This is a genomic window from Variovorax sp. J22P240, assembly GCF_030316855.1.
Taxonomy (GTDB): Bacteria; Pseudomonadota; Gammaproteobacteria; order Burkholderiales; family Burkholderiaceae_C; genus Variovorax.
In genome coordinates, this window is sequence record NZ_JASZYR010000009.1 from 108,040 (window position 1) to 124,712 (window position 16,673).

Consider the following 16,673-nt stretch of genomic DNA (forward strand, 5'->3'; position numbering starts at 1 on the left):
GTGGACGGACCGCGTATCGAGCGCGTCGCCCGCCACCTCACCGTCTCAGGAGAACGAAATGGAAAAGTACCGGAAGAATCCCGATGCCATCTCAAAGCTTTCGCGGGAGCAGTATCGCGTGACGCAGCAGGGCGCGACCGAATACCCTGGAACGGGAGAGCATCTCTACAACGATAAGCCCGGCATCTACGTAGACATCGTGTCCGGAGAGCCTCTGTTCGCTTCGTCCGACAAGTTTGATTCCGGAAGCGGCTGGCCCAGCTTCACCAAGCCCATCGATGCCGCCAATGTGGACGAACGCCCGGATCCCATGGAAGGCGGGGTCGAGGTTCGGTCTACGCACGGCGCTTGTCATCTGGGTCACGTATTTCTTGACGGTCCAGGCGAACAGGGCGGACTACGCTACTGCATCAACTCTGCAGCGCTGCGGTTCGTACACCACGACGATATGAAGGCCGAAGGCTATGAGGCCTACCTCGACCATGTCCGTGAATGAGGGCCGTGCTAGGGCGACGATTGCTCTCGATAGCGCAGGTCTTCAATGTTTCGTGATTGAAGCTTGAAAGGATGTCATATGAAAACGACTCAAATCTTGGCGGCGGCGATGATCTTCGGAGTCGGTGTGGCGACGTTGGCTCAAGCGCAGAAGCCGGAGATCGGGCGTACCGAGCTCGCGCGCCGCGATCTTGGCGACTCCGTCCGCGAGGTCATCCAGACCCGCGTAGATTTTGCCCACGGAGCTGCGTTTCCCAGTCACTCCCACCCAGGGGTGGAAGTCGCCTTTGTTCTGGAAGGTTCACTGGAGTACCAGTTGGAGGGCAAGCTGCCGGTAACACTCAAGGCCGGTGAATCCTTGTTCATCCCGGCCGGAACGTTCCATTCCGCGAGGAACGTCGGCAGCGGCAAAGCCTCCGAGCTCGCCACCTATGTCGTCGAGAAAGGAAAGCCGATCGTCGTCACGGCGCCCTAGAGGGATGCGCCTTCTCACAGCAACGTGCTCGCCGACTTCATCACAGGTAAACCATGATCGAAACCTCGCGGTAGCGACGGGCAATGGCTGCACTAGGCTTGAGACCGCGCGTCGATGCTGAGATCGCCGTGCCGCTGGGTGTCTGGAATCGGCCCTATAGCGTGAGTACGCCGAGCGGCGGGGAAGGACCGCAACCGCTTGCGGACCCGCCGGAGAGTGGTCAATGTTGATGGACCGAGTTGGGCCCGAAGTCCCACTTCGGTGTCCTAGACAGCGGCCATTTGATACTGCGATGGCGCGGATCGCCCGAGGGCAAGCGAGGGGCTATGTCTGCAATGCCCCGGGACCTGCCGTCGATACCGACGGCTCCCAGGCACCTGGACGACTGGAATTGGGCTGACAGCGTGAATTCGGCGAGGTAGCGGGAAGGACGGCAAACGCTGCGTAGCGGCCCGATGCTGGGTGCTGGTGAAGGGCAGGGTAGGGCCCGTTGCCGTCCTTCGAATTCATGGTCCTTATGTCGCCGATCAGGCCGGCAGCAGTCGTTGGTGCAATCGCAGGCCACCGGGCCGGAGCCACAGGGAACGCAAGGAGCTCGCGCATTACGGCGTCGCCCCCCGAACTTTGCCGGTCGCCGCCGACGCGCGCGGAGCCGGGATGAGGACGCTTGTGTTCAGTCGGCCTTGATGCCGCGTTCCTTGATGAGCTTGCCCCATAGCGGCAGCTCTTTCTCAAGCCTGGCGCGTGCTTGCTCAGGGGTCGACGGAATCGGATCAAAGCCTTCTTTGGTCATGCGCGCGGCGACCGCGGGCGAACTGAGGGTCTCGTTCAGGCTGGCGTTCAGCTTGTCGATGACGGCTTTGGGCGTAGCGGCGGGCGCGAACACCATGAACCACGTCTCGAAGCTGTAGTTGGGTAGACCTGCTTCAGCGAGCGTCGGTACGTTGGGCATCAATGGCGATCGTTTAGTGCCGGTGACGCCAAGCGCACGAAGCTTGCCGCCTTGCACTTGTGGCAGGGCCGCCGATAGAACGGGAAAGCTCAGGCTGACCTGGCCACCAATGGTGTCGACAAGTGCCGGACCACCGCCACGGTAAGGGATGTGGACCAGCGGAACATCTGCGTTGGCCTTGAACAGTTCGGCGGCCATGTGAAAGGTACTGCCCCCTCCCGCGGAGGCGTAGTTGTGCTTGCCGGGCTCGGCCTTCAGAAGCGCAATCAAGGATTTCACATCCTTGGCTGGCAGGTTGTTCGTCACAACGAGGACGTGCTGCGAACTCGCGACCATTCCGATCGGAGCCAGGTCTTTCAACGTGTCGTAAGGCATCTTGGGCGTCAACGCCGGGTTGATGGCCAGCGAGACGGTTTGGAGGCCGATGGTGTAGCCGTCGGGTGCAGACTTCGCAACGGCATCCACGCCCAGATTGCCGCCGGCGCCAGCCCGGTTGTCAACCACCATGACGCCGCCGAGCTTTTTGGCCCATTCATCGGTGACGAGCCGCGCTGCGATGTCGGCGCTGCCGCCGGGCGCGTAGGGAACGATCAGCTTGATCGGTCGCTGCGGAAAGGTCTGGGCGTGCGCTCCGAACGATGCGCCGATGGAAAGAGCAAGCGAGAGAAGTACGTGACGACGATGCATGGTTTGTCTCCTGGGGTTTGATGAATTGCGGCGCCTACGAGGGCACTCCGGTTGTTGTTGCCGACTGGCTGTCAGTGCGCGTCCAGGCGTGCCTTCGTTCGCCCGGCGACGTCTTTCACCCACGGCTGGGCTTGCCAATGTTGGGCTGCGAATGCCTGAATCTCGGCCTTGTGGCTCAAGGAAGCGCCGATCATGTCCAGGCCCTGCAGGAACATCGTGCGATGGCGCGCGCTCATCGTGAACGCGAAGGCGTGCTGAGGAGACTTGACCGTCATGGTCTCCACATCGACCGACACGCGCAGTGGCGTTGAGCTTTGCCTCGATTCGCCGAGCAATGCTTGCACTTCCTCTTCGGCGAGCATGACGGCCAGCAGGCGATTGTTCATGGCGTTCGAATAGAAGATCTCGCCGTAGGCGGACGCAATCACCGCCTGGATGCCGAATTGCTGAAGCCCCCACACGGCATGTTCCCGACTGGAGCCGCAGCCGAAGTTGGGGCCAGCGATGAGGACTCGGGTGTCGGCGTACGCTGGGCTGTTCAGGATGAAGTCCGGTTTTAGCTGACCGTCGCCGGTGAAGCGGTGATCCCACAACAGTCCCTGATCGAGCCCCGACTTGTCGATGCCGTGCAGGAACTGCTTCGGCATGATCTGATCGGTGTCGAGGTTGGCAATCTCGATGGGGGCGGCGATGCCCTCGATACGGTTGGCAAGTTCAGTCATACGGCGCTTTCAGAGGTTTCAACGTCCATGAGGCGAACGTCGGTGATATGGCCGGTGATCGCGGCTGCGGCGGCCATGGCGGGGCTCATCAGGTGGGTGACGGCGCCGCGTCCTTGGCGCCCTTCGAAGTTTCGATTGGTGGTCGACGCGCATCGTTGCCCCGGGGAAAGAATGTCGTCGTTCATCGCAAGGCACATGGAGCAGCCAGGCTGGCGCCATTCGAAGCCAGCGTCCATGAGGATCTTGGCGATCCCTTCGGATTCGGCTTGAACTTTGACCGCGCCTGAACCAGGAACAACCATCGCCCTGAGCGTTGGCGATACGTGCCGCCCCTCCACGACCCTCGCGACGGCTCGCAAGTCTTCGATCCGTGCGTTCGTGCACGACCCGATGAAGACGTGATCCACCTTCAATCCTTCGAGAGACATGCCTGCCTCAAGGCCGGTGTAGCGTAGGGCCTGCTCCGTGCTGAGTCGCTGCGAGCCCTCAGGTGCCGGCACGTTGCCATTGATGGGGATCGCCTGATCGGGGCTGGTACCCCAGGTCACATAAGGCGCGACGTCGCTGGCGTCGAAGCGATGCTCGATGTGAAACACGGCGTCGTCATCGCTGTAGAGGGTTGCCCAGTGGGCCAGCGCGCGATCACGAATGTCACCGGTGATGTCCGGTGCGCGCGCCAAGACGTAGTCGATGGCCGCTTGATCCGGCGCGATGAGCGCGCCGCGGGCTCCGGCCTCGACGGTCATGTTGCAGAGCGTGAATCGTGCTTCGACAGACAACGCCTTGATCGCGCTGCCGCAGAACTCGACCGCATGGCCGCGCGCGCCTTGCGCACTGATGCGGCTGATGATCATGAGGATCAGGTCCTTCGAGGTCGTGCCGATCGGCAGTTGTCCGTCGACCCGAATCCGCATGTCATCCGCCGTGCGATAGACCAGGGTTTGGGTGGCGAGGACATGCTCGACCTCCGACGTGCCGATGCCGAAGCCGAGCGCCCCGAGGGCGCCGTAGGTTGTGGTGTGGCTGTCGCCGCAGATCACCACCATGCCGGGGCGAATCATTCCGTGCTCGGGCACGATGATGTGCTCGATCCCCTGCAGCGCATCGTTGGTATCGAACAGGGGGATTCCGTGGCGAACGCAGTTGCGCTTGAGGTTGCTTGCCTGCAGGGCGGCGGCCGGGTTCTGAATGATGCGATTCGCGACAGGGTGGGTCGGAATGACATGGCTCACCGTCGAGACGTTCTGTGCGGGCATCAGGACTTTGCGATCCTGCTCGTGCAGCCCGGCAAAGGCCTGAGGGCTGGTGTACTCGTTCATCAAGTGAAGGTCACAAAACAGCAGGACGTTTTGTTCGTCGAGCCTGGTCACGGTATGCGAGTCGACGAGCTTTTGGTACAGGGTACGAGATGTCATTGAGACTCTCCTGGAAGATTGACTTGACGGTGAAAACTGGTTGGGCTTCTAGACGCTGGGCGGGCGCTTCGGGCTCGAAGAACGCTGCCCCAGCGCTCAAAGAACCCATTCATGAGACGAACTTTAGATGTATCCTGAAATAACATAAATGGCTCTGGAGATACTTAATACTTGCGCCTGAGGCACGAATCGAAACCATGGATACCTACTCTGACCTTGCGTTCTTTACGTTGGTGATCAAGCTGGGCACGCTGGCTGGCGCAGCCCAGCAGATGGGTGTGACGCCTCCGTCGGCCAGCAAGCGCCTGGCGGCGCTGGAAGCGAGATTGGGGGTGCGTCTCCTCAACCGAACAACGCGTCGAATCAGCCTCACGCCCGAGGGCGAGATCTACGTCAGCGAAGGTGCGCGGGTGTTGGCGGATATGGACGAGCTGGAGCGCAAGGTGGCCGGCGCGAAAGCTGTCCCGCGAGGCCAGATCAAGCTCAGCGCCACATTGGGTTTCGGCCGCCGGCACATCGCGCCTGCCCTGTCGAAGTTCGCTCGCGCTTACCCGGAGGTTGAAGTGCAGCTCAGTCTGACCGAGCGCCCCGTCAATCTGGTCGAGCAGAGCTTCGACGCCTCCATTCGCTTCGGCGAAATTCCAGACGCCCGCCTGACCGCTCGCCTTCTGGCGCCCAACAAGCGCATTCTTTGCGCCGCGCCGTCTTACCTCAAGCGAGCTGGAGAGCCAACCCAGCCTGGCGAGCTCCAGCGGCACCCCTGCCTTTTCATTCGCGAAAGTGACGACACCTTCGGAACCTGGCATCTGCGCTCTGGCGCTCGACGTGAGAGTGTCAAGGTCAGGGGACCATTGAGCAGCAATGACGGCGACTGTGCGCTCACTTGGGCACTTGACGGACACGGCATCCTCATGCGGTCGATGTGGGACACCGCGCCCTACCTGCGATCCGGCCGCCTGCGGCTCGTGTTGACCGACTGGTCGCTGCCGCCGGCCGACATCTATCTTGTTTTCCCCAGCAAAGCCAACATGTCGGCCAAGACGCGCGTTTTCGTCGACTTCATGCTGAGCCGCTTCGAACCCCAGCGGAGCGCTGCTGACGGCAGCGGCGGTTGGTAAGGCGTATTTCATATCCGTGCCCTCCCTAGTGGACGACCTTCAGCAGGAGCGCGGCCAGCACCACCATGCCCGCACCGCCGATGCGCGTGGAAATCTGCGCAAAGGGCATGAGCTCCATGCGATTGGAGGCCGACAGGATCGCAATGTCACCCGTGCCGCCGAGACCGCTGTGGCACGCCGTCACGACGGCAGACTCGACCGGATACATCTTCATCCAACGGCCGACCAGGAAGCCGAGACGACGATCGTCAGAACAGTTCCCAGGCAGACCATGAAGTAGCCCACCGTGAGCGCTGCCACCATCTAGTTCCACGGCACGAAGAGCACGCCAAGCCCGACAAGGATCGCGAAGGTCGCCTCGTAGACGTTCGCCCTCGTAAAACAGGCGCAGGCCATCCTGCGTTAAGTCGGACGACCCGAGTGTCCCGCGCCCTGAACCAGGACGCGTAGACGAGGCAGGCCCCTGCGGAGGTCGGCTGAACCTCTGACCGGCATGGGCATCGAAAGAAATGGTCGGGCCCTACTGGCGATCGAAGGCTCGCTTGCTGGTTTGAGAGGTGCATCAGTAATGAGTCGACCACTGGTCTTCCTTGCCATAGTGCTCGCCCTCACAAGCGCTACAGCCCAGACTCCAATTTCAGGGAGGGGCGATGGGTCGCCGACCGCAGTCCGGCCGATCCAAATTGGTCCCCCTTCTGGCGTTGGCGGGGCAGTCGATCGCCAGCGCGCGCGAGAGCAAGAACAGGCGTGGCAACCCGTAGCGCCGCGAGCAGCTTCGCCCCCGGCACCGCTGAGCAACTGCAATGCCGGAGGGTGCTGGGACAGCGAGGGCAACCGATACAACAGCACTGGCGATGGTGCCCGGCTTATCAGTCCGGACGGAAGGCTGTGCCAGACCAGCGGGAAATTCATCCACTGCAACTGACCATCGAGCAGCCATCCCCTCTGGCTTGGCTGGCTTCTGCACCACGCATGGGCGCGGCCATCTCAAGGCTGCGCCTAGCCGAAGCACGCGGGTCGGGTGTAGCAGAAATGTCGCCTCGAGACTGACTGCTCAAGTTCGCCAGCGAGGCGCGAAGGGCGCGGATGGGCCCATTGGCGGCGGTCAACACCTCATCGGGAACGACCGTAACGCAGCAGCGAGAGCCGCCGCGGGCTGTCCTGGCGCCTCTTCTGATCTTCGTAGGAATAACCTCACTGGATGATTTCGTTCGCGCGCATCAGCATCGCTTTGGGGATCGTGACGCCAAGAGCTGCAGCGCTCTTCACGTTGATGGCTAGTTCGAACCTCGTCATTTGTTCCACTGGCAAATCGCCAGGCGGCGTGCCCTTGAGGATCTTGTCGATTTGGGCAGCGTTGCGCTGGGCAAATTCGATGAAATTGGGTCCGTACGAAAAGAGGCAGCCGGCCTGCACCAGTTCCCTGAACTCGCACGCAGTCGGCAGGCGATTGACAAGCGCGAAGTCCATGATGCGCCCTATATTCAAGAACGTCAGGCCCGTGGTGAAAATGAGGACCCCGCCTAGCGGCTTGCCGGCGGCGGCCTGTAAGACTGGGCCGAAGTCTTCATCACGTTGTACCTCCAGCGTGGAAACAGCGACGCCCAGCGCGGCGGCTGCGCGCCTGGTCGACTTCAGATGCACCGGTGAGGCTTGGTCACCCGAGTCATAGAGCACCGCCACTTGCGCCAAGGCCGGCACGATCTGTTTCAGGAACTCAACGCGCTTGGAGTCGAGTTCGGGCGCGAGGCTTTCTACACCGGTGAGATTGCCACCGGGCCGGGCCAGGTTGTTCACCAGCCCGATCTCGAGAGCGCCATGGGCGCCCCAAGCGACGATCGGAATCGTGCGCGTCGCCTTCTGGGCGGCGACAGCCGCCCGGTTGGATATTGCAATGATCAGGTCAACATTCAACTTCACCAATTCCGCCGCCAACTCAGCCAGGCGATCTTGATCGTTGCGTGCGCCGCGGTACTCCACGACCAGATTCTTGCCCTCGACGTAGCCGAGTTTGGCAAGTTCGTGCACAACCCAAAGCGGCGGACCACCAGGCTCGGTAACCTCAAGAAATCCGATACGAACAATCTTTGCCGGCGCGTCCGCTGCCGATGCGCCTTGCAGACTCGCCAACGCTGCAAATGCGAGACACAGGAGGGCGCGCAGTACCTTGAACCCAATATCGATGTTCATCATGGCGCGACCTGCAACTCGCAAATTTGGCCGCCTCCTTGCTCAATCGGGTTTCCAACAGACTCAGTGTAAAGCGGTCGTTGACGGCAGGGGGATAAAACGTCCGCAGTTGGCCGAGTGCCGAGATCTAAGCGCGACCGTCCGACGACGGCTGACGCTGCTCAACTGCCGTACGACGGTCGTTGACGACAGGCAGGGTAGGGCCCGCACTGGATCAACGAACGGCGGCGAAGCAGGTAAGGCGGTCGAAGCTGTTGACGCCTCGAACCGCATTTGCACAGACATCAGGGACGGTTGGCTCCCACAAGGACGAACAGCATGGTCGCCGGCTTGTCGCTCTTGTTGCGCCAGGCGTGGCGAGTGCCGTTCTGGATTACTACGTCGCGGGGTGCCAACTTCTTCGTGACGCCATCGTCGAGTTCGAGGTGCAGTTCGCCCTCCATCAGCACGCCATAGTCCACGGAGTCGGTGGTGTGCATTCCGGGATGCTCCATCTCGAACTTCTCAGCCAAGCCGGGCAGCACGCGCATGTACTCGCCGCCCGCGGCGGCCGGGTCGAAGTCGGGACTCATCATCACGGCATCGGGCGGGAACGTGATGAACATCAAGTTCGTACCCCCCTGCGTGGGAGCCCATGACCGGGCGGTGACGGCCGGATCGCCCTCGACCGCGCTCACTGAAGCATTGGGAGCGGTCTCCCACAACAGGGAAGTGACGAAACCAGGAACGTGCTCGAACTCGGTGGTACGCGGTGCGGCCGCGTCCGAAACGAAGACGGCGTTTCCCTTCGGGTCGTGCCCGGTGACGATGCGTCGGATGTGCATAGTGGTCTCCTTGTTGGCGGTCAATGCATGATCACGACATTGGTGAATCCGCCGCTGCGTTGGTCGATCGCATCCAGTGCTTCGTTGACACGCTCAAGCGGAAAGCGCTCGTGCTCGAACACGCCGAGGTTCAGCGTGCCCGCGTGGGCCATCACCGCCATGTCCTGCCCTTCCGCGGTCGTGAACCACAGGGAACCGATGTAGGACTTCTGCAAGCACATGAGGGGGAAAGGCTCCAGCGGGATGGGATCGGCGACGCCACCGATGTTGATCGCCTTCCCGCCGTGGCGCAGCGCGTTGAACGAGTCGAGCACCGTCGCCACCGCGGCGTTGGGGCCCAGCGCCTCGATGAGCGCATCGACACCAAAGCCCCCGGTCGCTTCCATCACGATTTCGGAAGTCGGCCGCGATCCGAGCGCGATCGGCACTATGCGCTGCGGGTCGAGTTGCTGCAGCTTTTCGAGGAGCGTCGTGTTGCGCCCCGTCGCGAAGATCCTGGCCGCGCCCATGGCCAGTGCAAGGATGACCGCGCCGAGCCCCAGCGTGCCCGTCGCGCCGTCAATGAGCACCGTCTGGCCGGGGGAGAACTGCGCCTTGCGCAGTGCCGAGTAGGCGGTGCCCAGATAGCCGAAGCGAGCGCCTTGCTCGAAGCTGATGCTGTCGGGCAACTTCACCAGATTGGCGGCGGGTGCCGTCAGGTACTGGCCGAAGCCGCCGTATGGATAGTCCTCGAAGAGCTGCTGCGAGCCCGGGCCGAAGCCGAAGTAGCCCTGGAACGTGTAGGCGGTGCAGTTGATGTGGTCGCCCCGCCGACAGGCAAGGCAGCTTCCGCAAGACAAGCCCGGATTCACGTACACGCGGTCGCCGGGCTTGATGTCCGCGCGGACCTGGCTGCCCCACCTGCGCGACCACCCCGGCCGAGTCGAGGCCGTAGATCGCGGGCAACGCGGGCAACGGCAGGAAGGGGAACCACTTCGGATAGCTGGTCACCACATTGCGCAGGTTCGGCACCACGCCGGCGGCCTTCACTTCGACAAGCACGTCGGTGGGCCGAACTTCGGGCACCGGGATCGTGTCAACCTGGAATGGTTCACCGATCTTGTGCAGGCGCGCCGCATTCATCATCTTGGTCATGGTTATCTCCGTTGAGCTAGGGGCAAGAGCGACCGGGCTGCTACGCCAGGCCGGGGGATTCAAAGGGACGCAGCTTTCCGATCGCCACGCATCGAACGCGGCGTTCAAGGAACGATCAGCGCCTAGGTTGGCTCAGCGCGCCAGGAAGTCCAGCACCATGCGGTTGAACTTTTCGGCGTGCTCCCACTGCGCCCAATGGCCGCAGCGGCTAAAGACATGCAGGTCGGCCTTTTGCAGACCCGTCACCAGCCGCAGGCCGATGTCCAGTGGAACGAAGCGGTCGTCGCGGCCCCAGACCACCAGCGTCGGAGACGCGATCTCGCCGAGCCGATGGCCCACGTCTGGGAACTGCCTTGGGTTCGCCTCGGCGCTCTTCACGAAGTTTTCGAGGTGGTCGCGACGGCTGAGCATGTTGTCAAGGCGCGCCTGGAAGAGCTCTTCGGTGAGGTTGCTCGTGTCGTAGACGAACACGTTCATCATGCGCTTGAGGTTCTCGATCGTGGGATCGCGGTACAGGGCGCCAATCAGCTTGATGCCCTCGGTGGGCATCGGCACGAACGGGCTGAGGCCCCCGGTGCCGCCCCCCATCAGCACCAGCTTGCCCACGCGCTCGGGATTGGCCAACGCAAAGGCCACCGCACTGTGCCCACCCATCGAGTTGCCGACGATGTGCGCCTTGTCGAGGCCAATGGCGTCCATCAGGCCCTTGAGCGCCCGTGCGTTGAGGTCGGAACGCGATCCGGTGCTGACCACTGGATCGCTCTTGCTCCAGCCCGGACAGTCCATCAAGACCACTCGGTAGCCGGCGGTCACGAACGGCTCGACATTGCGGTTGAAATTAGCCCAGCCGCTGGCGCCGGGGCCCGAGCCGTGGAGCATCACCACATTCTCGGCGCCGCTGCCGGCGTCGTTGTAGTGCAGTTGCAGGTCAAGGTCGCCTTCCTTGATGCGGACGAAGCGGCTTGTGTCGGATTCGGTGATGGGAGCGTTGTTGGTGGACATGACTTGGTCTCGGATGTGTTGATTGGGGGACAAGGGCCTCAGGCGGCTTCGCGCATGGTGGGCGGCTGGTGAACGCGCTCGTGTTCGATGCCCTTCAACAGGTCGAGGGCCACGTCAACGATCATGTCTTCCTGGCCACCGACCATGCGGCGCTTGCCCAGTTCGACCAGGATGTCCACGGTCTTCAGGCCGTACTTGCTGGCGGCCACTTCCGAATGGCGCAGGAAGCTCGAATACACGCCGGCATAGCCGAGCGCCAAGGTCTCGCGATCCACGCGCACCGGGCGGTCTTGCAAGGGACGCACGATGTCGTCGGCCGCGTCCATCAGCTTGTAGAGGTCAGTGCCGTGGTTCCAGCCGAGGCGTGCGGCCGCTGCGATGAAAACTTCCAGCGGCGCGTTGCCCGCCCCGGCGCCCATTCCCGCCAGGCTCGCGTCAACGCGGTCACAGCCTTCTTCCACCGCAACGATGCTGTTGGCCACGCCCAGGCTCAGGTTGTGGTGCGCGTGCATCCCCGTCAGCGTTTCGGGCTTGAGCACGTCCTTGAATGCACAGAAGCGATCTCGCACGTCGTTCATGCTCAGCGCACCGCCTGAATCCACCACATAGCAGCAAGTCGCGCCGTAGCTTTCCATCAGCTTGGCCTGCTGCGCGAGCGCTTGCGGCCTGGTCATGTGGCTCATCATCAAAAAGCCCACCGCCTCCATGCCGAGATGGCGCGCGTACTCGATGTGCTGCCTCGAAACGTCGGCCTCGGTGCAATGCGTGGCCACGCGCACGATGCGCGCGCCTGCTTCGTAGGCGGCCTTGAGGTCGTGCACGGTTCCGATGCCCGGCAAGAGCAGCGTCGCGATCTTCGCGTGCTTGACCACGCTGGCGACCGCCTCGATCCACTCGACATCGGTGTGGGCGCCAAAGCCATAGTTGAAGCTGCCGCCCTGCAGGCCATCGCCATGGGCGACCTCGATGGAGTCGACTCTTGCTTCATCGAGCGCCTTGGCGATCTGCTTGGCCTGCTCCACGCTGTACTGGTGGCGGATGGCGTGGCTGCCGTCACGCAGGGTCACATCGGAGATGTAGATTTTCTTTTCGGGTTGGTGGCTCATTGCTGTCTCCTTCAGGCTGGCACGGCGGCGAGCATCCGCTCGGCCATGGATTCGGCGGTGCGCAAGGCGGCGCTGGTCATGATGTCGAGGTTGCCGGCGTAAGCAGGCAGGTAGTGCGCAGCGCCTTCCACCTCCAGGAAGATGGAGGTCTTCAGCCCGTGCATGCGGGCACCGACGCCGGGAATGCGGATCGGGCGTTCGGCCTCGATTCGATCGAACTGCACGCGCTGCTTGACGCGATAGCCCTGCACATAAGCCTGCACGTCGGCGGCCATGCGCTCGACTGACGCGGCGATTTCGTCCTCATCCGCGAAGTCGCTCAGTGTGTAGACGGTGTCGCGCATCATCAACGGCGGCTCGGCCGGGTTCAGCACGATGATGGCTTTGCCCTTGGCAGCGCCGCCGACCACCTCGATGGCCTTGGACGTGGTCTCGGTGAACTCGTCGATGTTGGCGCGGGTGCCGGGGCCGGCGCTCTTGCTCGAGATGCTGGCGACGATTTCGCCGTAGTGAACCTTCGTCACACGGGAGACGGCAGCAACCATCGGGATGGTGGCCTGGCCGCCGCACGTGACCATGTTGACGTTGGGCGCGTCAAGGTGCGCCTGGCCGTTCACCACGGGAATGCAATAGGGGCCGATCGCCGCGGGCGTGAGGTCCACCAGGCGGACCTCCGGCTTGAGGCTGCGCAGAAAGGCGTCGTTCTTGATGTGCGCGCCGGCCGAGGTGGCATCGAAGACGATGTCAATGTCGTCGAAAACGGGTAGGCGCGAGAGACCTTCCACGCCTTCGTGAGTGGTGGCCACGCCCATGCGCGCAGCACGTGCCAAGCCGTCGGACGCGGCGTCGATGCCGACCATTGCGCCCATTTCGATGTGGCGGCCATGGCGCAGGATCTTGATCATCAAGTCTGTGCCGATGTTGCCGCTTCCGATGATGGCGACTTTAAGTTTGCGGGTCATGAATGTTCCTTGTTGGGTGTAGCGACTGCTGCGATGGATGCGGTGCGATGGCTCATGCTGCGGAGAAGCGCGCGCGCACGCTGCCCACTCCTTCAATGCGTGCCTCGAAGTGGTCGCCGGCCATGACGGGCACCACCGGTCCCAAGGCGCCCGTGAGGACGAGATCCCCCGCGCGCAGCGGTTGGCCAAGCGAGGCCAACTTGCGTGCCAGCCAGACGGCGGCGTTGAGGGGATGGCCCAGGCACGCCGCTCCGCTTCCGCTCGACACCGTCTCGTCGCCACGCACCATCGACATGCCGCACAACTTGAGGTCGAGGCCGTTGAGCTTCGTGGGCACGCCGCCGAGCGCAACCAGACCGCTGGAGGCGTTGTCGGCGACCGTGTCGGCAAATCGGATGTTCCAGTTGGCGATGCGGCTGCCCACGATCTCGATGGCCGGCAGTACGTAGGCCGTGGCGCCGATCAGTTCTACCAGCGTGGTGTCGGCGGCCAGCAGGTCACGTTCGAGTACCAGCGCGACCTCGGCCTCGACCTTGGGTTGCAGCGTGCGCGAGAGCGGTATTTCCTCGTCGTCGCCATAGAGCATGTCGGCGAACAAGGTGCCGAAGTCGGGCTGATCGACGCCAAGCTGGCGTTGTACCGCGGGCGACGTCAGCCCGATCTTGCGGCCCACAACGCGGCGGCCCTGCGCCACGGCATGCGCGACATTGGCCTGCTGGATGGCGTAGGCGAGGCTGCCGTCCGAGTCGGTGCCGAGTTCGTCGCGCAAGGGGGCGATCGGCTCTCGTTGAGCCTCGGCCATGCGCAAACGCTCGGCCCACTGTTCGATGCGGGGGTCCATTTGTATTGCTCCTGTTCAGTTGGGTTGCTTTAGCAACATGAGGCCGAAGCCAGCGACGTATTCGGGAATGGCCTGGTAGTGGCGCAAGGTGCAGGTGAGCGGGCGGTCCACGGTGAGGGCGCTGCGCGCGACGAGCCAGCTCTTGGACTCGTGAGCCGACAGACCACCCTCCTTTTCGATGCTGTCTTCGCTCATTGCGCACAGCGCGTCGAGCCCGGCAGCCCCTTCGACCAGCCCATCCATCCAACGACGGTCCCATTCCGGGTTGATCGGCTTCATGGCGCTGTCGCCCGCCGCCAGCGCAAGGCCGGCGGCCATCACGCGCTGCGTCTTGGCCTCGCGCTCTGCGGGCGTCGGCTCGCTTCGGTGGGTGATGCGTTCGCGAACAGCCGCGTCCGGGTGGGAGAGTGTTGGTACAGGCGGCTCGTGCGAGAGGCCCCCTGAGCCAATCAACAGGGTGCGCCGCGGCTCGTTGTCGAGAAAGCGGCCAATGGCTTGCCCCAGCGCACGGCAGCGGCGCAGGCGCGGGATTCCGGGCTGGGCTACCGCGTTGAGAAAGATCGGCAGCACCTGCGGTGTGTCCAGGCCACCCCAAAGAAGCTGCAGCGACTGTGCGAAGCCGTGGTCCACCTGCATGCGGCGCGAGACGGCGAGGTCGAAGTCCTCGTCCATCAATCGCGTGGCCAGTGCCACGGCCGCGTCGGTATCCACGTTGAGGTTGCCAGCGGGCGTCAGATAGTCACCCACCGAACGCGCCTGCGTGCCAATGCAGAACGGCGGCATCAGCTCATTGAAGAAGCCGTTGTAGTGATCGGGCGCCACCAGCACGACGAGTTCCGGTGCGAATGCCAGCACCTGCTCGCGTGCGCTGGCAATGGCGGCCTTCAGTGCCTGCTCCACCGCCGGCGCGACGGGGTTGAGCCCCATCAGCGGGGAATGCGAGATGCCGAGGAATGCGCGCTCCATCACACCTTCTCCGACACCCGTGACTTCTGGCCGAGCAGCGAAGCCAGCGCCTGTTCAAGCTCCTTTTTGGCCTGCGCGGCGTTCGCCACGCCGGCATGCTGGCGCCATGCCACCACGCCATCGGGACGCACCAGCAGCGCACCGGCTTCCTCGATTTCACGCACTGCATGCCAACTGCAGTAAACGTCTTGTGCAGCCGGGCCGCCGATCACGACGCTGCGCAGGAACGGCAGGCCCATTTCGTACACGGCGTCCGCCCAAGCCTGGCCAGAGATGCCTGTCACCAGTGAGAACTTGCCCTTGCCAACCAGATCGAGCGTGGACACCCGGCGCCCGTCTTGGCCCACCAGCCAGGCATGCGGCAGCTTTGCGCCGGGGCGGGTCGTCGGCTGGACGTGAAGTTGCGGGTCACGCTTCCAGACTTCCTCGGCCGCATCGGGCTCGGGAACGACGGCCGCAGACACGCATCGCTGGTTGAGCTCGACGCCCTGCGCATTGAACTCGTAGTTCTTCAGCTTCAGCGCCTCAGCCAATGCGGCGCGTCGGGCGACGCCCGCCGGCCCCGGATCGGCAAGTTCCTTGATGCCCGCCGCGAGGGGATCCGGTGCATCCGCATCGCGGAAGCTCTGGTTGAGCGGCGCATAGTCCAGCCTCGATTGGTTGGCGCGCGTCACGATCTGCGCGCCGACGGGTGCGCGCTCCACCGTGTATGAGTCCAGCAACTCCTCGCCGGCATGCCCCTTGACCACGAACGCCAGCTTCCAGGCAAGGTTGAAAGCATCCTGCATGCAGGTGTTCGAGCCCAGACCACTCGATGGGGGATGGCGGTGCACCGCGTCGCCACCACAGAACACGCGGCCGGACGAATAGATAGGCGCATGGGCCTGGTTGACGTACCAGACCGACGTGCTGTCGATCTTGATCTCCAGATCCGGATCGCCCACGAGGACGCGCACCTTGCGCTTGATTTCCTCTGGTGAGAAGTCAGGCTCGCCCTTCGTCATGTCGAAGCCCCAGCCTGCGATCCATTGCTTCCATGGCTCGATGGCGCGCAACAGCCCCATGCCGATTTCGCCGAAGGAAGCATCGGAAGTCACCATCCAGTAGAGGATGCTGGGCCGGTGCGCAACGTAGCGCGTCAGGTCGGCAGTGAACAGCACGTAGGCCGTCGCAGCGCGCGCCAGTTGCCCCTCGACCTTCAGGCCCGCGTCGTCCATCACTTTCGATTTGGCGCCGTCTGCACCCACGAGGTAGCGCGCCCTCACCTGGTATTCGCGACCACTGAGAACGTCGCGCAACATCACGGTCACGCCGGTGGCGTCCTGCTCATGGCCCAGGTACTCGGTGTTGAACGAGAAGACGGCGCCGCGCTGGACGGCGTTCTTGACCAGCAGCGGCTCCATCTTGTCCTGCGGCAAGTCCATCATCGGGCAAGGGCTGGCCTGCAGGTAGTCGCCGATGCGTTCGTCGCCTGTGCCCCAAGTGCGCAGCCGGGCAATTTCCGGTCCGGCAAGGCTCGTCGTGAAGAGCGTGTCGCCCATCCATTCCCAAGGGGTCGCATCGCGCCTTGCTTCCTGCTCGACGCCGAGGTCGCGCAGTACCTCCATGGCGCGCTGGTTGGTGATGTGCGCCCGTGGGGAATTGGCCGTCCAGTTGTAGCGGTTGACCACGTGCACGCGCACGCCATAGCTTGCCAGTGCGAGGGCGGTCGTCGCGCCCATCGGGCCGGTGCCCACCACCAGCACGTCGGTCTGATATTCGTCGGGTCGAGTCATGATTTTCTT

16 protein-coding genes are annotated in these 16,673 nt (G+C 63.4%); 3 read left to right on the forward strand and 13 right to left on the reverse strand.

Annotation, left to right across the window (positions count from 1 at the left end; all coding sequences use genetic code 11):
- The first annotated feature begins 58 nt into the window (after window positions 1–58).
- Together msrB and QTI24_RS20975 are read left to right on the forward strand one after the other, a co-directional pair.
- Entirely contained in the window at window positions 59–496 is a 438-nt protein-coding gene (gene msrB, locus QTI24_RS20970) for a peptide-methionine (R)-S-oxide reductase MsrB (RefSeq protein ID WP_286603096.1), read from the forward strand.
- Between the two features lie 78 nt (window positions 497–574).
- Window positions 575–970, forward strand: coding sequence for a cupin domain-containing protein (locus QTI24_RS20975; protein WP_286603098.1), 396 nt, complete (start codon window positions 575–577; stop codon window positions 968–970).
- Window positions 971–1,643: 673 nt separating this feature from the next.
- Here QTI24_RS20975 and QTI24_RS20980 read toward each other — a convergent pair.
- The 3 genes from QTI24_RS20980 to leuC all read right to left on the reverse strand — a co-directional run bounded on the left by QTI24_RS20980 (window position 1,644) and on the right by leuC (window position 4,746).
- Window positions 1,644–2,609, reverse strand: a complete 966-nt coding sequence (locus QTI24_RS20980) for a tripartite tricarboxylate transporter substrate binding protein (protein WP_286603247.1) — start codon at window positions 2,607–2,609, stop codon at window positions 1,644–1,646.
- Window positions 2,610–2,680: 71 nt separating this feature from the next.
- Entirely contained in the window at window positions 2,681–3,331 is a 651-nt protein-coding gene (gene leuD / locus QTI24_RS20985; protein ID WP_286603100.1) for a 3-isopropylmalate dehydratase small subunit, read from the reverse strand.
- The gene (leuC, locus tag QTI24_RS20990; protein ID WP_286603101.1) at window positions 3,328–4,746 is read right to left on the reverse strand and encodes a 3-isopropylmalate dehydratase large subunit; all 1,419 of its coding nucleotides are present in this window, start codon (window positions 4,744–4,746) and stop codon (window positions 3,328–3,330) included. The genes leuD and leuC overlap by 4 nt, the downstream gene beginning before the upstream one ends.
- Window positions 4,747–4,943: 197 nt before the next feature.
- On the opposite strand from leuC, the gene QTI24_RS20995 reads away from it, so the two are divergent.
- Window positions 4,944–5,864, forward strand: a complete 921-nt coding sequence (locus tag QTI24_RS20995; RefSeq protein ID WP_286603103.1) for a LysR family transcriptional regulator — start codon at window positions 4,944–4,946, stop codon at window positions 5,862–5,864.
- Window positions 5,865–5,889: 25 nt separating this feature from the next.
- Here the strand turns inward: QTI24_RS20995 and QTI24_RS21000 are convergent, their stop codons facing one another.
- From QTI24_RS21000 to QTI24_RS21045, 10 genes are all read right to left on the reverse strand, one after another.
- On the reverse strand, window positions 5,890–6,078 hold the full coding sequence (locus QTI24_RS21000) for a 2-hydroxycarboxylate transporter family protein (RefSeq protein ID WP_286603104.1): 189 nt from the start codon (window positions 6,076–6,078) through the stop codon (window positions 5,890–5,892).
- Window positions 6,079–7,058: 980 nt separating this feature from the next.
- A complete protein-coding gene (locus QTI24_RS21005) occupies window positions 7,059–8,057 on the reverse strand; it encodes an ABC transporter substrate-binding protein (RefSeq protein WP_286603105.1) in 999 nt (332 codons plus the stop codon).
- A gap of 281 nt (window positions 8,058–8,338) precedes the next feature.
- Window positions 8,339–8,878: a cupin domain-containing protein gene (locus QTI24_RS21010; protein ID WP_286603106.1), complete on the reverse strand. Its 540-nt coding sequence runs from the start codon at window positions 8,876–8,878 to the stop codon at window positions 8,339–8,341.
- A gap of 20 nt (window positions 8,879–8,898) precedes the next feature.
- A complete protein-coding gene (locus QTI24_RS21015; RefSeq protein ID WP_353506104.1) occupies window positions 8,899–9,717 on the reverse strand; it encodes a zinc-binding dehydrogenase in 819 nt (272 codons plus the stop codon).
- Window positions 9,718–10,144: 427 nt separating this feature from the next.
- Complete coding sequence (locus QTI24_RS21020; RefSeq protein WP_286603107.1) at window positions 10,145–11,014, reverse strand: alpha/beta fold hydrolase; 870 nt, start codon at window positions 11,012–11,014, stop codon at window positions 10,145–10,147.
- A 38-nt stretch (window positions 11,015–11,052) separates the two neighbouring features.
- Window positions 11,053–12,120 (reverse strand): 4-hydroxy-2-oxovalerate aldolase, encoded by a 1,068-nt coding sequence (dmpG, locus tag QTI24_RS21025; RefSeq protein WP_286603108.1) that lies wholly within the window; start codon window positions 12,118–12,120, stop codon window positions 11,053–11,055.
- Window positions 12,121–12,131: 11 nt separating this feature from the next.
- Window positions 12,132–13,082, reverse strand: coding sequence for an acetaldehyde dehydrogenase (acetylating) (locus QTI24_RS21030; RefSeq protein ID WP_286603109.1), 951 nt, complete (start codon window positions 13,080–13,082; stop codon window positions 12,132–12,134).
- A gap of 52 nt (window positions 13,083–13,134) precedes the next feature.
- Window positions 13,135–13,923 carry a 2-keto-4-pentenoate hydratase gene (gene mhpD / locus QTI24_RS21035; RefSeq protein ID WP_286603110.1) on the reverse strand — a complete coding sequence of 263 codons (789 nt, stop codon included), beginning with the start codon at window positions 13,921–13,923 and terminating at the stop codon, window positions 13,135–13,137.
- 15 nt (window positions 13,924–13,938) lie between these two features.
- On the reverse strand, window positions 13,939–14,889 hold the full coding sequence (locus tag QTI24_RS21040) for a 3-carboxyethylcatechol 2,3-dioxygenase (RefSeq protein ID WP_286603112.1): 951 nt from the start codon (window positions 14,887–14,889) through the stop codon (window positions 13,939–13,941).
- The gene (locus QTI24_RS21045) at window positions 14,889–16,664 is read right to left on the reverse strand and encodes an FAD-dependent oxidoreductase (protein ID WP_286603113.1); all 1,776 of its coding nucleotides are present in this window, start codon (window positions 16,662–16,664) and stop codon (window positions 14,889–14,891) included. Before QTI24_RS21045 ends, QTI24_RS21040 begins: the two co-directional genes overlap by 1 nt.
- Window positions 16,665–16,673 lie beyond the last annotated feature (9 nt).

Bases quoted from the DNA above. Each gene is read 5' to 3' on its own strand.
- msrB (WP_286603096.1), top strand. From the start codon at position 59: ATGGAAAAGTACCGGAAGAATCCCGATGCCATCTCAAAGCTTTCGCGG.
- QTI24_RS20975 (WP_286603098.1), top strand. From the start codon at position 575: ATGAAAACGACTCAAATCTTGGCGGCGGCGATGATCTTCGGAGTCGGT.
- QTI24_RS20980 (WP_286603247.1), bottom strand. From the start codon at position 2,609: ATGCATCGTCGTCACGTACTTCTCTCGCTTGCTCTTTCCATCGGCGCA.
- leuD (WP_286603100.1), bottom strand. From the start codon at position 3,331: ATGACTGAACTTGCCAACCGTATCGAGGGCATCGCCGCCCCCATCGAG.
- leuC (WP_286603101.1), bottom strand. From the start codon at position 4,746: ATGACATCTCGTACCCTGTACCAAAAGCTCGTCGACTCGCATACCGTG.
- QTI24_RS20995 (WP_286603103.1), top strand. From the start codon at position 4,944: ATGGATACCTACTCTGACCTTGCGTTCTTTACGTTGGTGATCAAGCTG.
- QTI24_RS21000 (WP_286603104.1), bottom strand. From the start codon at position 6,078: ATGAAGATGTATCCGGTCGAGTCTGCCGTCGTGACGGCGTGCCACAGC.
- QTI24_RS21005 (WP_286603105.1), bottom strand. From the start codon at position 8,057: ATGATGAACATCGATATTGGGTTCAAGGTACTGCGCGCCCTCCTGTGT.
- QTI24_RS21010 (WP_286603106.1), bottom strand. From the start codon at position 8,878: ATGCACATCCGACGCATCGTCACCGGGCACGACCCGAAGGGAAACGCC.
- QTI24_RS21020 (WP_286603107.1), bottom strand. From the start codon at position 11,014: ATGTCCACCAACAACGCTCCCATCACCGAATCCGACACAAGCCGCTTC.
- dmpG (WP_286603108.1), bottom strand. From the start codon at position 12,120: ATGAGCCACCAACCCGAAAAGAAAATCTACATCTCCGATGTGACCCTG.
- QTI24_RS21030 (WP_286603109.1), bottom strand. From the start codon at position 13,082: ATGACCCGCAAACTTAAAGTCGCCATCATCGGAAGCGGCAACATCGGC.
- mhpD (WP_286603110.1), bottom strand. From the start codon at position 13,923: ATGGACCCCCGCATCGAACAGTGGGCCGAGCGTTTGCGCATGGCCGAG.
- QTI24_RS21040 (WP_286603112.1), bottom strand. From the start codon at position 14,889: ATGGAGCGCGCATTCCTCGGCATCTCGCATTCCCCGCTGATGGGGCTC.
- QTI24_RS21045 (WP_286603113.1), bottom strand. From the start codon at position 16,664: ATGACTCGACCCGACGAATATCAGACCGACGTGCTGGTGGTGGGCACC.